Source organism: Streptomyces olivoverticillatus, assembly GCF_014203555.1.
GTDB lineage: Bacteria > Actinomycetota > Actinomycetes > Streptomycetales > Streptomycetaceae > Streptomyces > Streptomyces olivoverticillatus.
Genome location: NZ_JACHJH010000008.1, coordinates 42,342 through 56,329, shown reverse-complemented (window position 1 = coordinate 56,329; position 13,988 = coordinate 42,342). Strand labels below are relative to the sequence as shown.

Sequence of the window (13,988 nt, the reverse complement as noted above, 5' to 3'; positions counted from 1 at the left end):
GCCCGCCGCCTACGACTTGGTCACCCGCACAGTGTCACCGTAGGTGCCGGAGCCCTGTACCTCGATGCGCACCCCGGCGTCTGCGTCGGTGAAGGACTGACCGGCCTTGTAGGGGGCGTCGTCCAGGGGCTGGCAGCCGCTCGGCGGGGTCGCGGAGGGGTTGGCGTCGACCACCCGGACGGGGCCCTTTCCGGTCTCCACGGAGGAGTCCACCTTGTAGACGAGGGCCCCGGTCGAGCAGGCCCGCGCGTCCGCCCCGGCCGCCCGCCGCGACTCGACGACGTAGGCGGTCGTGGGGCCGGTGCGTATGACGGCCATCTTGGTGCCGCCGCCGTACTCGACCGCGGTCAGGTGGACGGTGTCCCTGCCCCGGGAGGCCCGGCAGACGACCTGGCCGTCCCCGGTCCAGCCGAGCTTCCACGACTGCCAGGCGAAGTACTGCGAGCCGGCGCCGCTGACCAGACCCATCACGTCCCAGCCGCCGACGAAGCGGTGGGTGCCGCCGCCGGTGTCGAAGGCGTACAGGTCGGGCAGGCCGAAGGTGTGCGCGGTCTCGTGGCCCACCAGCCGCTGGTCCCAGTGCCACATGTCCTGGCCGAAGGTGACCGCCCACTTGAGGCGTTTGCCGTCGGCGACCACGCCCTGCGTGCCGGGCTCGTAGATGTAGGTGGGGGTGAACGAGATGGCCGACGCGTTGCGGGTGGGGACGACGTAGACCATGTCGTAGCGCGAGAAGTCCACGTACGGGTCGGCCGCGGTCACGGCGTCCTTGATGTACGCCTCGTGTGTCTCGTGGCTGAGGCCGCGCGCGAAGCCGTAGTCGGTGGACGCGTGCGGCATGCGCACCCAGCGCGGGTGCTGGGTCATGGCCAGCCACGCCTTGCCGTAGGAGGCTTTCCACACCCATTCCGCGCCGGGTGTGATGCGTGCGGCGTCGGAGGCGGGGGTCTCGGTGGCGGGCGCGTCGGGGAAGTCCACGAAGATCATGGCGACCTTGATGGTTCCGGCGGGGCGCTGGAAGACGGAGTAGTCGGTGTCGTGCCCTTCGTCGGTCCAGCCGGTGGCGCCGGGCAGGGCGCAGGCGGACGGGCGGTCGCGTGCCCTCGCGGGGGCATCCGCCTTGGCAGGAGTGGTGCAGAGCGGCAGGACGGCGGCGGCCAAGGCCGCCATGAGGGCCGATGCCGTACGTATCGAGGGAACGATTCTTCTCATGGTGGTGCGAAACCCCCGTCGCTTGGACGTGTGACGTTTCACATAAGGGTGAGGCGGTCCCGGGCCTGTCCGTAAGCTCACGCCCGTTCATAACATCCGCGGCATGGATCTTGAGCTTCGGCATCTGCGGGTGGTGTGCGCGATCGAGGACGCCGGGAGTCTGACCCGCGCCGCTGCCGCGCTGCGCACGACCCAGCCGGCGCTCAGTGCCCAACTGCGGCGCATCGAGACCATGCTGGGCGGGGCACTGTTCGACCGCAGGCACGCCGGGGTGGTCACGACGGCCTTCGGCGAGCTGGTGCTGACCCGGGCCCGCGCCATCCTGCCGGGTGTGGACGGGCTGCTGGCCGATACCGCCCGGGCCGCGCGCCGCCGCGACGCGCCCGGCCGCGTCCGCATCGGCTCCGTGGGGGCTCCGCTGCTCGGCCATCTGATCCTGGCCGTACGCGAGGTGCTGCCCGGGGCGGAGCTGACCGCGCGCTGCCGGAACTCCCCCGTGCCGCTGCTGGAGGACATCGCCGCGGAGCGCCTGGAGGCCGCCGTGCTCGGCGACAACCCCGGGCAGGAGCTGCCGTCCGGCGGCGGCGTCGAGCTGTGGCCACTGGTCACCGAGCCGGTCTTCGCGCTGCTGTCGTCCTCCCACCCGTTGGCCGCACGGGAGGAGGTGAGCCTCGGCCGGCTCGTCGAGGAGGACTGGGCGGTGCCCCGTCCCGACAGCGACCGCACCCGGGAGTACTGGTCGACCGTCTTCGCCATGACGGGGGGTCAGCCCCGGGCCCCCTACGAGGCGGAGGGCCGGCAGCTGGTCGAGCTCGTGCGGTCGGGCCTGGCCGTCAGCCTCTGTCAGGCCACCTACATCGAGGTGCCGGGCGTCGCGGTTCGCCCCCTCGCGGGCAATCCGCTGTGGTACCGCCATGTGCTGGCCTGGCACCGCGAGGGACCGCTGGCCGCGTACGGCGACGAGATCGTGCGCAAGGTCGGCGCGGGGTACCTGGCCACGTGCGCCGCGAGCCCCTCGTATGCGCGGTGGCGTGAACGACACCCGCACTCAGGACAGTTGACGGACCGATAACGGTTTTTGCGTGTGAGGCTCGCGATAAATCCGCAGCCTCCCAGGGGGTTGTAAGTGCCATTTCACATTACTACGTTACGCATCACATGGCGCTCACCGATCCCTCACATCACATCCCTCACACAGCAGCCACTGCCCCCGGATGCGCCACCGTTCGGCGCGCCCCATGCGCGCGTCACGCACACACCTCCCACCCCCCAGGAGTCATCGGTGTCTTCCAGAACCATGCGCAGAACCGTGCGCGGAACTCTGCTCACCGCCGCCATAGCGGTCACGGTGGGCACCACGGCCTTCCAGTACGGCTATGCGACCTCCGCCACCCCCGCCCCCTCCACCGCGCGGGCGGCCGCGAAGCCTTCCCCGGCCGCCGCGCCGAACCCCTTCGACGAGGTCAAGCGCCTGGCCAACGCCCCACAGCCGGCCATCCAGTCCCCCACCGCGCCGGGCGGCCTGTCCGGCGGACACGTCCCCGGCACGGTCAAGAAGACCGGCAAGGCAAAGTCCGGCGAGGCCAAGGCACTCGCGCCGCACGCCACCACCGCCGGCACCGCCGTCCCCTGCACGCTCGACGGGATCCGCGGTTTGAACCCCGAGCAGTTCGCCGACTTCCTCGCCGACCCGGCCGTCACCGCCGACGGCTGTCTGCGCGATGTCCTGTGGACTTGGGACCAGCGGCTGGTCCCGGTCATGTCGCGGGAGCACGTCCAGGCCGTATCCCGCCGGATCGAGCGCCTCGCCGCCGCCCACGACGGCAAGGACGGCAGTCACCTGCTGGAGATGTTCACCTACCTCCACGCCGTGGCCTTCCAGGACTTCTCCCACAGCGAGATCGACGTCACCGACGCGCCCACCGTGGAGGCCATGCGGCGCGCGGTGTACGCCTTCGGCACGGCCGCCCGCACCTTCGACGTCACCCGCACCAACGCCGAAACGCTGCGCGAGGCCCTGTACGCGGCGAGCTCACCGGGCCTGCGCCAGCACCAACTTCCGCTGATCAAGCGCGTACTGGCGACCATGGACGCCGCCCACCCGGAAACGGCCAAGGACACCTCGTGGGGCGGGGCCGCCCTGGCCGCGCTCTCCCTTAACTACCTCGGCGTCTACTCGGGCAACCACGACACCGCCTTCCATGCCGCCGTCACCGCGGACCCCTCCTACCGGGCCGCCTTCAAGGCCTTCGCCGGCTACTCCCACCTCAAGGGCACGGCCAACGCCTGGGTGGCCCGGGACGCCGTCGGCGAGTACGGGCGATTCGGCCAGGTCGACGCGCTGAAGAGCGAGATCACCGCATCCCTCGGCGGTCTGCTGACCACCACGGCCCACACCTTCGGCGAGGGCAGCGAGCCGTGGGCGAAGGTCGTCACCTGGCTGAACGAGTTCGGCGCCTGTCAGCAGTACGGGGTGTGCAAGGCCGACATCGAGCGCCGCCTCTTCCCGCACACGTACACGTACGACAACGGCGGCATCAAGGTCCGCACCGCGCTGGACCGGGCCACCGTCGACCAGCTCTACTACGCGAGCAAGCAGGTCAAGACCCAGTTCCACCGCGTCCTCGGCACCGATGAGCCGCTGGCGGGCGACACCAACACCACGCTGAACATCGTGCTGTACGCGTCCCGGGCCGACTACGAGACGTACCACCCGCTGCTCACCGGCATGGGCACGAACAACGGCGGCATCTACATCGAGAACGGCGCCACCTTCTACACCTACCAGCGTCGCGTCCCGCAGGACTCCACGCTCACGCTGGAGGAACTGTTCCGCCATGAGTACACCCATTACCTCAACGGCCGCTGGGCGGTGCCCGGCCTCTTCGGCGAGGGCCCCTGGTACCAGGGCGACCGCACCACCGCGATGGACGAGGGCACGGCGGAGTTCTTCGACGGCGCCACCCGCGACGGCGGCATCAAGGTCCGCAAGTCCCTGGTCCAGGGCATCATCAACGACACGGCGGGCGGCAAGCCGCGCATGACCGTGAACCAGCTGCTGCACGCGACGTACGACGGCGACGGCTTCCGCTTCTACAACTACGCGGGCACGTTCTTCGAGTTCCTGTGGACCGAACACCCCTCGCTGCTGCGCGAGATGTACGGCTACGAACGCGCCAACGACCCGGCAGGCTTCGACGCCTGGCGCAACCGGATGGGCGCCGACGCCGCGATCCAGCGCGAGTATGACGCTTTCCTGGACAAGCAGATAGCGAAGGTCAACGACCTGTACGTCCCGGAAACGAAGTTCACCCCGGTAGGCCGCCTGCAGGACGCCAAGGCAAGCGAAATCCGCACCGCCTTCACCACCGCAACAGGCGGCGCAACCCCGGACTGCCACTCCAACAACGCCCCGGAACGCCCCCGCTTCATCTGCACGGGCCGCATCACGGCGAACTTGAGCAACCCGGGCAACGCGGACCTGGTCTTCAAGGACATGTCGAAAACGGTCGACTACTACATCCTCGACCGCACGAAGAAGGCCGCGAACAACTTCGCCGACATGAACTGCTCCTTCGGCAAGGTAACCCTGTGGGCTGATGGCCGCCGGGCGGGAACCTCGGACTTCACGTGCGAGGGGCCGCTGCGGGGGTGACACTCGGCGGGAGGATGGCCTCTGGCCCGGCCCTGGAGGGGGGACGGGCTGGAGGCCTGCCGACGGATCAGCTGTCCTTTCCCGCCGGAAGAACTCGGTCAGACCTTCTCGACCGCCATCCGGGCATGATCGGCAATGAGTATCTCGATGTCCTCCACGTCTGAGGTCAGAATGGTCACCTGCCCCGAGTGCGCCAGAGCAGTCGCACACAGCATGGCGTCAATGGCGTACTTGTGGCCGTGCAGCCCCGCGTCCCGCAACAGAGCGGCCGCGGATTGCGCGAGGCCCTGAGTGACCGGTTCCACCCGGAGACGGGACAGAGTCCACTTCAGCGCGGCGTCATTGATCCTGGGATGGATGACCTCGACCAGCACCGCAGCCGAGGTGACGACCGGGAGGTCCGCGTCACGGGCTGCCGTCAGCCACTCGTGCACTTCCCGGTCCCGCTTCACGGCCTTGGCGAGACCCTCACTGTCCAGGACGAGGGCGCCGCTCACGCAGCCGCCCCTGCTTCCGGTGCCCGACCGGTGAGCTTGGCCCGCTTGGCCGCCACGGCCTCCGGATCGGCCGGACCGTGCTCCTCGTCGAAAGCAGTGATCAGCTCATCCAGGTTGTCGCGCTCGATCTGACGCTGCGCGGCCTGCTCCAGGTACGCCGAGACGCCGCGCCTGCCAACCCGCTCACGGATGGCCTGCAACGTTCCCGCGGTCAGGGTGACGGAGATCCCGCTCGTGGGGCCGTCACCCGGGGCGAACTCGATGTCCTCAACCATGAGAACAGTGTGGCATTCAAAATGCCATACGGCGAGCACTGGCCTCCTCGAACGGCGGCGACAGTGCTCCGCATGTCCACGCCAGCGGCGCTGCTTACCAGCTCTGACATAAAGACGCAGGTCAGGATCGTTTGCAAGCCCACCGACGATATGACGTGGCGGATCGGCGAAAACTTTCGCGGCTTCGCTTATCCATGCCACGGGCATCGGACAGAATGGCCGGGCAATGAGCCCGACATCCGAGCCCCCGGCCCCGACCGGGTACGCCCCCTTCGCCCATCTCACCGCACCCAATTCCGCCCTCTACCGGCGGACGATGCGGACGTTCCTCACTGCCAAGGAGCGCTTCGCAGTGCACCTGCGTCCCGAGGACGTGCATGGCGCCCTCCTTGCCGGTGAGCATCCAGCCGAGCTCGACGCCGTGGTCAAGGCGCTCGACAGCCTCGTCGAATGGGGAAATCTGCGCGCCGATCCCGATACCGCCCGCGTCACGGCTGTCGAGGACTTCTACCGCAAGCGGTTCGTCTATCAGCTCACCCAGGCGGGAGAGGCGGCGGAGGAGGCGCTTTCCGCGTACGACGAGGCGCTCGGCCGTCGGGGCGCACTGCAGGCGGTCGCGCTGCACGACATCGTCACCCAACTGCGTGCCTTGCTCGTCCTGGGGGCCGAGGAGGAACCGGACCCGGCCAAGACCTACCTCGCACTCGACACGCTGACCAGTCGGTTCACGGCCCTCGCCGAGAACGCCCGAGCCTTCATGGGCTCCCTGCAGCGCACCATCGACCTGCACGACGTCGAGGAGGAGGTCTTCCTCGCCTACAAGGACCGGCTCATCCAGTACCTGGAGCGATTCATCCAGGACTTGATCACTCTCGGCGGACGCATCGCCCAGCTGATCCTGGATCTGGAGGACGGCGAAGTGATCGCACCACTGCTCCGGACCGCTGCCGCCCGCGAGGCCGCCGATGCCTCTCCGGAGGACGCGGAGCGCGCCGAGCAGGAGGCGTATGCGCGCTGGGCCGGGCGCTGGGACGGGCTCGCCATCTGGTTCATCAGCAGGAACGGACGGGAATCGCAGGCACGGCTGCTGCGCGGCCGGGCTCTCGGGGCGATTCCCCAGCTCCTGGCGGTCATACGGTCGCTGAACGAGCGCAGAGCCGGGCGCTCCGACCGTTCCGCAGACTTCCGTACGCTCGCCCGCTGGTTCGCCGAGGCACCCGACGACGATGCCCGGCACCGCCTGTGGCGCACCGCCTTCGGGCTCTACCCCGCCCGCCATCTCACCATCGACGCCGAAACCCTCGCCACCCGCACGGCCCGGCCCGTGCCTGCCACCACCCCGTGGGCCGAAGCCGAACCGCTGCGCATCAGCGCGCAGTTGCGGCGCACCGGCAGTTACGAACGGCGCGGCAAACCCCGCAAGGTCGAGGACCGGTCCGAGGCGCGCCGCCACCTCGCCGAGATCGCCGCCAAGCAGGCCGCCGAGACCGCCACCGCCAGGGCGCGGCTCGCCACCGACGGCGTCACCCGGCTCTCCGCCCTCGGTGACCTCGATCCGCTTGCGTTCGGCCTCTTCCTCCAGCTCCTCGGCGACGCCCTCGCCACCTGGCGGCCCGGCATGACACGCACGTCCGCCACCAGCAACGACGGCTCCATGGAGATCCGCCTCACCGCGCTCGACGACGGCACGACCGCCGAGATCACCACCCTCGGGGGTACGTTCCGGGGCCCCGACCACACTGTCGAGATCATCGACCTGACCGAGAGGGACAGCAGGCGATGAACACCCCGCTCGCCGAGGTCTTGGACGGGCAGCATGCCGCGGAGCTGCGCAAGGCCGCACGCGCTCTGCTCAAGGAGCCTCTCCTGCTCGCAAGCGGGCCACGCTCGGACGACTTCCGGCTCGTCCGCCGCCATGTTTCCGAACTGCGCGCGTGGTTCGACCGCAACACCGGCTGGTCCCTTCACGTGGACGCCGAAGCCGCCCGCCTGTGCAAGATCCCGGGCTTCCTCTCGGACCCGACGCACCCCGCCCGTGAAGCCAGCCGGGCCGGCGTTCCCTTCACCCGTCGACGCTATGTACTGCTCTGCCTCGCCCTCGGCGCCCTTGAACGCGGTGAGGCCCAGGTAGCGCTCGGCCGTCTTGCCGATCAAGTCGTCCTGGACGCGGCAGACCCCCACCTCACCGCCGCCGGAATCCACTTCACCCTGGACCGCCGCGACGAGCGCCTCGACCTCGCCGCCGTCGTCAGGCTCCTGCTGAGCCTCGGCGTTCTGCGGCGGGTCGCCGGTGACGAGGAGGCGTACGTCAGCGGGGCGGGCGACGTCCTGTACGACGTGGAGCGCCGTGTGCTGGCCGGTCTGCTCACCACCCGCCGAGGTCCTTCCACGGTGCGTGCCGACACCTTCGACGGGCGTCTGACCGAACTGATCGCCGAAACTGCCCTGGAAAGCGACGACTTGCGTTTCCGTGCGATGCGCCGCTCACTGACCCGGCGCCTGCTCGACGATCCGGTGCTCTACTACGAGGAGCTGACCGACGCGGAACTCGCCTACCTCACCCGGCAGCGCGGCTTCCTCACCGCCCGCATCACGGAGCTGACCGGACTCGTCGCCGAAGTGCGGGCCGAGGGCATCGCCATGGTCGACCCCGACGACGACCTCACCGATGTCCGCATGCCCGAACAGGGCACACACGGCCATGTCACCCTGCTGCTCACCGAGCATCTCGCGGCAGCGGACGGACTTGTCGCCATCGACGATCTCCGGCGAAAAGTCCGTGAACTCGCCATCGAATACGGTGGTTTCTGGGCCAAGTCCGCCAAGGAACCGGGCACCGAAGGCGAACTGGTCGAGCAGGCACTCGCCAAGCTCACCGCACTGGGACTCGTCGCCCGTCATGGCGACGAGGTCGCGCCACGCCCGGCCCTCGCCCGGTATGCGGTCGGTGAGGCCGTCGTCCTCGAACCGCGCATTCCAGGCATGCCCCAGCAGCGAAAGGCGAGCCAGCAGTGACCACCCTCCCTGTCCCCACACGCTCCCGCTGGCAACCGATGCGCATCGGGCTCGTAGACCTCTTCCACTACGACGAGGAAGAGTTCCACTTCCGCGACGGGCGGCTGCTGCTGCGCGGCAACAACGGCACCGGAAAGTCAAAGGTCCTCGCCCTGACCCTGCCCTTCCTGTTGGACGGGGACCTCACCCCGCGCCGCGTCGAACCCGACGGCGACCCGGGGAAGCGCATGGAGTGGAACCTGCTCCTCGGCGGCGAACACCCTCATCCCGAACGGCTCGGTTACACCTGGATCGAGTTCGGCCGACGGGACGGGGCGACCGGCGAGGTGCACTTCCGTACGCTCGTCTGCGGGCTGAAGGCCGTCACCGGGCGTGGCATCGCGCGTCACTGGTACGCGGTCACCGACCGGCGGATCGGCCGGGACCTCAGTCTGCTCGACGCCACACGCACCGCTCTGTCGCGTGACCGGCTCGCCGAGGCGATCGCCGGACACGGGATGGTGTACGACCAGGCCAAGACGTACCGAAGGGCCGTCGACGAGGCGTTGTTCGGACTCGGTGAGCAGCGGTACGCAGCCCTCGTGGACCTGCTCATCCAGTTGCGCCAGCCCCAGCTGTCCAAGCGTCCCAATGAGGCCGCCCTCTCCCGCGCGCTGACCGAAGCGCTGCCGCCCATGGACCAGGCGGTCGTCGCCGACGCGGCGGAGGCCTTCCGCTCCCTGGACGAGGAGAAGGAGGAACTGCGGGCAGCCGCCGAGGCCGAGCACGCCGCCTCGGCATTCCTGGACCACTATCGGCGCTACGCCTGCATCGCCTCCCGTCGGCGGGCCCGCCTCCCGCGCAGCGAGCACTCCCGGTACGAGCACCTCCAGCGGGATCTCGCCGAAGCGCAGGGGCACAAGGCCCGCGCGGAGGAGGACCGGGCAGCCGCCGAGGAACGCATCGCCGTTCTGGAGGAGACCGAGACACGGCTGCGGGCCCAGGACGCCGCCTTGCGCGCAGGGCCCGAGATGCGCAACGCCCGTGAGCTGGAGCAGGTGGCCGCGGAGGCGGACCGCACAGCGCGGGAACGGGAACGCGCGGAAGCCGACCACGGGCAAGCCACGCGCCTCCACCAGCGGGCGCTGGAGCGGCTCGGCGCCGCCGACAACCGGCTCGCCTCGGCCCGGCACCAAGCCGGCACCACCCTCGCCCAGGTCCGGGAGGCGGCCGGGAAAGCCCTGGTCGCCCTGCCGGATGAGCCGACCCGGGACGCGGTCGAGGAGGCGACGGACCGCAGGCGGCGCGCCCTCACCCACGTGGAAGGCCTCGCGGAGCGGGCCGACCGGACCGCGGACGAGCGCCGGGCGGCCTCCCGGCGCCTCGACGAGGCGGAGTCCGACCTCGCGCTCGCGGCCGACACGCAGCACCAGGCGGAGGCGGCCGCGGCGGCAGCCGGCCGGGCACTGCTGGATGCCGTACGCCGGCATGCCGAGGAGTGCCGGGAGTTGGCGTACCCGGATCCGGTCGGCCTCCTCGACGAGCTCCAGGAGTGGACGCAGCACCTCGACGGGCCCTGCCCGGCCCGCACCCGCGCCTCGCGTGCCCACCGAGCCGCCTCGGCGCGGCTCGCCGATCACGCGGCCGGCCTGACGCACCGCAAGGCCGAACTCCAGTCGCACGTACGGGAAGTGGAGCAGGAGCTGGCCGCGCTCGAAGCCGGAGGCCAGCGCGGACCGAAGGCCCCGTGCACCCGCACTCCGGGACTGCGGGAGCGCGCAACCGGCTTCCCCCTGTGGCGGCTCGTCGACTTCCGGGGCGGACTCGGCAACGCAGAACGCGCCGGCCTGGAAGCGGCCCTGGAGGCGTCCGGGCTGCTGGACGCCTGGGTGCACCCGGACGGCACGGCCCTCGACGCCGACGGGCACGACGTGCTGCTCGCGCCACGGACCGGGCCCGTATCCGGGCCGTCCCTGGCCGATGCGCTGCGCCCTGCCGTGGACCACGGCGACGCGCGGGCCGCAGCAGTCGGTGAAGGGACGGTGACGCGGCTGCTCATGGCGATCGGACTGGGCGAAGAGGGCGGCGCGGTCAGCTGGGCGGCAACCGATGGACGTTTCCGCGTCGGTGCGCTCACCGGCCGGTGGGCCAAGACCTCCGCGGAATACGTCGGCGAGGGCGCCCGTGAAGAAGCGCGCCGGTCCCGCATCGCCGCCCTGCGCACCGAACTCGTTTCATTCCATGAGGAGCTGGCCGCCACGCTGGCCGAGGCCGAGGCCGCCGCGGCTCGCCGTCGCGCGCTCGACACCGAGCTGGCGACCGTACCCGACGACGCGCCGCTCAGGCAGGCGTACGCCCGTGTGGCCGCGGCCGCCGGCATCGTGCGCCGGGACCGTGCCCGGCGCGACGAACGAGCCGCCGATCTCACCGAGGCGGCCCAGGAGGCCGAGCAGGCCGCGACAGAACTCGGCACGACCGCGGCCGACTTGGGCCTGCCCTCCGACCGGGCCGCGCTCGCCGCCGTACGCCAGGCTCTCACCGGCCTCGCCCTCGTCCTCGCCGACCTGTGGCCCGCCCTGCGCGAGCGCGCCGAGGCGGCCCGCCAGGTGGACGAGGAACGCGGCGAGGCCGAGCAGGCGGGGCAGCGGGCCGCGGAGCATGCACAGCGGGCCGAAGATGCGGCCCGCGAGGCCACTGCCACCGCAGCGCGCCACAGCACCCTGCGCTCCACGGTCGGCGCGGCCGTCGCCGAACTCCAACGCCGCCTCGCCGAGACCGCCGACTCCCTTCGCGAGTGCGGAGCCGAGCAGCGTCGCACCCGCGAGCGGCACACGGAGGCGGACCGGCGGGCCAGCCGGGCCGAAGGCCGCATCGAGCAGCTGGGACACGGGATCGCCGAGGCAGCCTCCGCCCGCGCCGAGGCGATCACGGGTCTCCAGCGGTTCGCCGGCACCGGCCTGATCACGGTGGCCTTGCCCGGTCTGGCCGTACCGTCGGCCGCAGACGGCCCGTGGGCGGCCACCCCCGCCATCGCCCTGGCCCGTTCCATCGAGGCCGAACTGTCCCGGACGGATGACTCCGACGGTGCCTGGGAGCGGGTGCAAAAGCGTCTCAGCGAGGAGCTCAAGGCCCTGCAGGACGCCCTGTCCCGGCATGGGCACACCGCGTCCGCCCGCATGATCGAGGACGGAGTGGTCGTCGACATCGTCTACCAGGGCCGCGAGCGGGCCGTGCCCGAACTCGCCGAAGCGCTCGCCACCGAAGTCGGTGAACTCACCCGCATTCTGTCCTCCCATGAGCGGGAGATCCTGGAAACCCACCTCATCTCCGAGGTGGCAGGCACTCTGCAGGAGCTGATCGGCACGGCAGAGCGGCACGTACGGGCCATGAACGCCGAGTTGGAGGAACGTCCGACCTCGACCGGCATGAAGCTGCGCCTGGTGTGGCGGGCCTCCCGCAAGGCCCCGGCGGGTCTCGACCGGGCGCGGGAACGCCTGCGCCAGTCCGCCGATGCCTGGACCACCGAGGACCGGGCGGCGGTCGGCGAGTTCCTGCAGGCACAGATCGCCCAGCAGCAGACCGGCGACGCCGCGGGCAGCTGGCTCGAACACCTCACGACCGCCCTCGACTACCGGACGTGGCACGAGTTCGGCATCGAACGCCACCAGCAGGGCCGCTGGGTCCCGGCCACCGGACCGGCGTCGGGTGGCGAGCGCGTCCTCACCGTGTCGGTGCCCCTGTTCGCCGCCGCGTCCTCGCACTATGCGAGCGCGGGCAACCCGCACGCACCACGCCTGGTCACCCTCGACGAGGCGTTCGCGGGAGTCGACGACGACTCGCGGGCCAAGTGCCTGGGCCTGCTGCACGCCTTCGACCTGGATGTGATGATGACCAGCGAACGGGAGTGGGCCTGCTATCCGCAGGTGCCCGGCATCGCCATCGCGCAGCTCTCACGGACCGACGACGTCGCGGCAGTCCTGGTCACCCGCTGGGAGTGGGACGGCTCCGTGCGCCTGCGCCGCGACGATCCGGTGTACGAGCGGGACCGGCCCACCGCGGAAGCGGACGACCAGGAGCTGCTGTGGTCATGAGCGCCCTGCCGCCCGATGGGATACCCGGTGGGATCGACCTCGTCCGCCTCCGCCGACTGCTCGGCGACCCCGACCTCGCGTGGCTGGTCGAGCGCGTACGACGGCGTCTCGAACGCGAGCAGCCCCTCACCGGACCCGTCTCGCTGGCCGCCCCCACCGAAGGACAGCGCACGGCGGCCGAACTCCTGCTGGGCCGCGTGCCGCGCGCCGGCCGGTCGCTGGCCGTCCGGCTCGACGCCGTCGACGGCGTCCTGCGCCGCTCCGGCGTCAGCCCCGACGGCCTCGCCGCAGCTGTCGAAGCCCTGACAGGCCCCGTCGTTCCTCTCCGCCAGACGCGCCGGAACGAGTCCCGCGCTTGGCAGGAGGCGTATCAGCCGCTCCAAGCGCTGGGCCGCGACCGGCCCCGCTTCGCCGACTGGACCACCGAGCCACGTACCGAAAGCCTTGTACGGCGCCTTGCCCGTACTCCCGAAGCCGCTGGCCCGCTGACTTCCGACGCCGCGAAGGTGCTCCGGGAACTCCCTGCCGAACCCGCTGCCTCCCTGCCCGCCTTCGCCGCCCGTGTACTTGGCAGCGCGCATGCCCTGGACGACGGAACACCCCTGGCCACGCTCACCCTGTCCGGCATCCGCGCCCTCACCGGCTTCCCCGACGGCAGCGGCGCCGCGTGGCGGCGCGACGCATGGGCGTCGGCGGGACTGCTGCGCGACGAGTTGTCGTCTACCGTCCTCACCCTGAACCTTCGCGGCACCCCTGCTCTGGACTGGATGGCAGAAGCGGGCGAACCGTGCGTCCTCACTCTCCGTCAACTCGCCCACCAGCGCCCCCGGGCGACGTCGCCGGTGGTACGGATCTGCGAGAACCCGGCCGTCCTGGCAGCCGCCGCCGACGCCTGCGGCGCCGACTGCCCGCCGCTGGTCTGCCTCCAGGGCCAGCCGTCCGCCGCGGCCCTGACTCTCCTGCGACACCTCCACAACGGCGGTGCGCGCCTCCTCTACCACGGAGACTTCGACTGGGGCGGACTCCGGATCGCGAACGTACTGCTGAGCCATGTGCCATGGCGTCCCTGGCGGTACACAGCCACGGACTACCGCGCCCTGGCAGCCGCCGCCGCACAGCTGCCGCCCTTGACGGGCACGCCGGCCGCATCCCCTTGGGATCCGGCACTGGCACAGGCCTTGAGCGAACTCGGGGTACGTGTCGAGGAAGAGGTGGCGTTGGCGGACCTTCTCGCGGATCTCGCCTGATCGCACGTGTCGGCTCC

9 protein-coding genes are annotated in these 13,988 nt (G+C 71.0%); 6 read left to right on the top strand and 3 right to left on the bottom strand.

From position 1 onward, the window contains the following. Positions 1-9 precede the first annotated feature (9 nt). Positions 10-1,170: a M6 family metalloprotease domain-containing protein gene (locus FHS39_RS22980; protein WP_246470425.1), complete on the bottom strand. Its 1,161-nt coding sequence runs from the start codon at positions 1,168-1,170 to the stop codon at positions 10-12. Positions 1,171-1,315: 145 nt separating this feature from the next. Between FHS39_RS22980 and FHS39_RS22975 the strand changes: the two genes are divergently transcribed. Both FHS39_RS22975 and FHS39_RS22970 read left to right on the top strand, forming a co-directional pair. Continuing rightward, on the top strand, positions 1,316-2,284 hold the full coding sequence (locus FHS39_RS22975; RefSeq protein WP_184351340.1) for a LysR family transcriptional regulator: 969 nt from the start codon (positions 1,316-1,318) through the stop codon (positions 2,282-2,284). Between the two features lie 225 nt (positions 2,285-2,509). Then, the gene (locus FHS39_RS22970; protein WP_184351467.1) at positions 2,510-4,867 is read left to right on the top strand and encodes a collagenase; all 2,358 of its coding nucleotides are present in this window, start codon (positions 2,510-2,512) and stop codon (positions 4,865-4,867) included. Positions 4,868-4,965: 98 nt separating this feature from the next. Here FHS39_RS22970 and FHS39_RS22965 read toward each other — a convergent pair whose 3' ends face one another. Next, a complete protein-coding gene (locus tag FHS39_RS22965; protein WP_184351339.1) occupies positions 4,966-5,364 on the bottom strand; it encodes a PIN domain-containing protein in 399 nt (132 codons plus the stop codon). Further along, entirely contained in the window at positions 5,361-5,639 is a 279-nt protein-coding gene (locus FHS39_RS22960; RefSeq protein WP_184351338.1) for a hypothetical protein, read from the bottom strand. The genes FHS39_RS22965 and FHS39_RS22960 overlap by 4 nt, the downstream gene beginning before the upstream one ends. Positions 5,640-5,865: 226 nt before the next feature. On the opposite strand from FHS39_RS22960, the gene FHS39_RS22955 reads away from it, so the two are divergent. The 4 genes from FHS39_RS22955 to FHS39_RS22940 are packed head-to-tail and all read left to right on the top strand — an operon-like array spanning position 5,866 to position 13,971. Then, the gene (locus FHS39_RS22955) at positions 5,866-7,422 is read left to right on the top strand and encodes a TIGR02677 family protein (RefSeq protein WP_184351337.1); all 1,557 of its coding nucleotides are present in this window, start codon (positions 5,866-5,868) and stop codon (positions 7,420-7,422) included. Next, positions 7,419-8,654, top strand: a complete 1,236-nt coding sequence (locus FHS39_RS22950) for a TIGR02678 family protein (protein WP_184351336.1) — start codon at positions 7,419-7,421, stop codon at positions 8,652-8,654. Before FHS39_RS22955 ends, FHS39_RS22950 begins: the two co-directional genes overlap by 4 nt. Further along, positions 8,651-12,724 carry a TIGR02680 family protein gene (locus FHS39_RS22945; protein WP_184351335.1) on the top strand — a complete coding sequence of 1,358 codons (4,074 nt, stop codon included), beginning with the start codon at positions 8,651-8,653 and terminating at the stop codon, positions 12,722-12,724. The genes FHS39_RS22950 and FHS39_RS22945 overlap by 4 nt, the downstream gene beginning before the upstream one ends. Beyond that, positions 12,721-13,971 carry a TIGR02679 family protein gene (locus FHS39_RS22940; protein ID WP_184351334.1) on the top strand — a complete coding sequence of 417 codons (1,251 nt, stop codon included), beginning with the start codon at positions 12,721-12,723 and terminating at the stop codon, positions 13,969-13,971. The genes FHS39_RS22945 and FHS39_RS22940 overlap by 4 nt, the downstream gene beginning before the upstream one ends. Positions 13,972-13,988 lie beyond the last annotated feature (17 nt).

Bases quoted from the DNA above. Each gene is read 5' to 3' on its own strand.
- FHS39_RS22980 (WP_246470425.1), bottom strand. From the start codon at position 1,170: ATGGCGGCCTTGGCCGCCGCCGTCCTGCCGCTCTGCACCACTCCTGCC.
- FHS39_RS22975 (WP_184351340.1), top strand. From the start codon at position 1,316: ATGGATCTTGAGCTTCGGCATCTGCGGGTGGTGTGCGCGATCGAGGAC.
- FHS39_RS22970 (WP_184351467.1), top strand. From the start codon at position 2,510: ATGCGCAGAACCGTGCGCGGAACTCTGCTCACCGCCGCCATAGCGGTC.
- FHS39_RS22960 (WP_184351338.1), bottom strand. From the start codon at position 5,639: ATGGTTGAGGACATCGAGTTCGCCCCGGGTGACGGCCCCACGAGCGGG.
- FHS39_RS22955 (WP_184351337.1), top strand. From the start codon at position 5,866: ATGAGCCCGACATCCGAGCCCCCGGCCCCGACCGGGTACGCCCCCTTC.
- FHS39_RS22950 (WP_184351336.1), top strand. From the start codon at position 7,419: ATGAACACCCCGCTCGCCGAGGTCTTGGACGGGCAGCATGCCGCGGAG.
- FHS39_RS22940 (WP_184351334.1), top strand. From the start codon at position 12,721: ATGAGCGCCCTGCCGCCCGATGGGATACCCGGTGGGATCGACCTCGTC.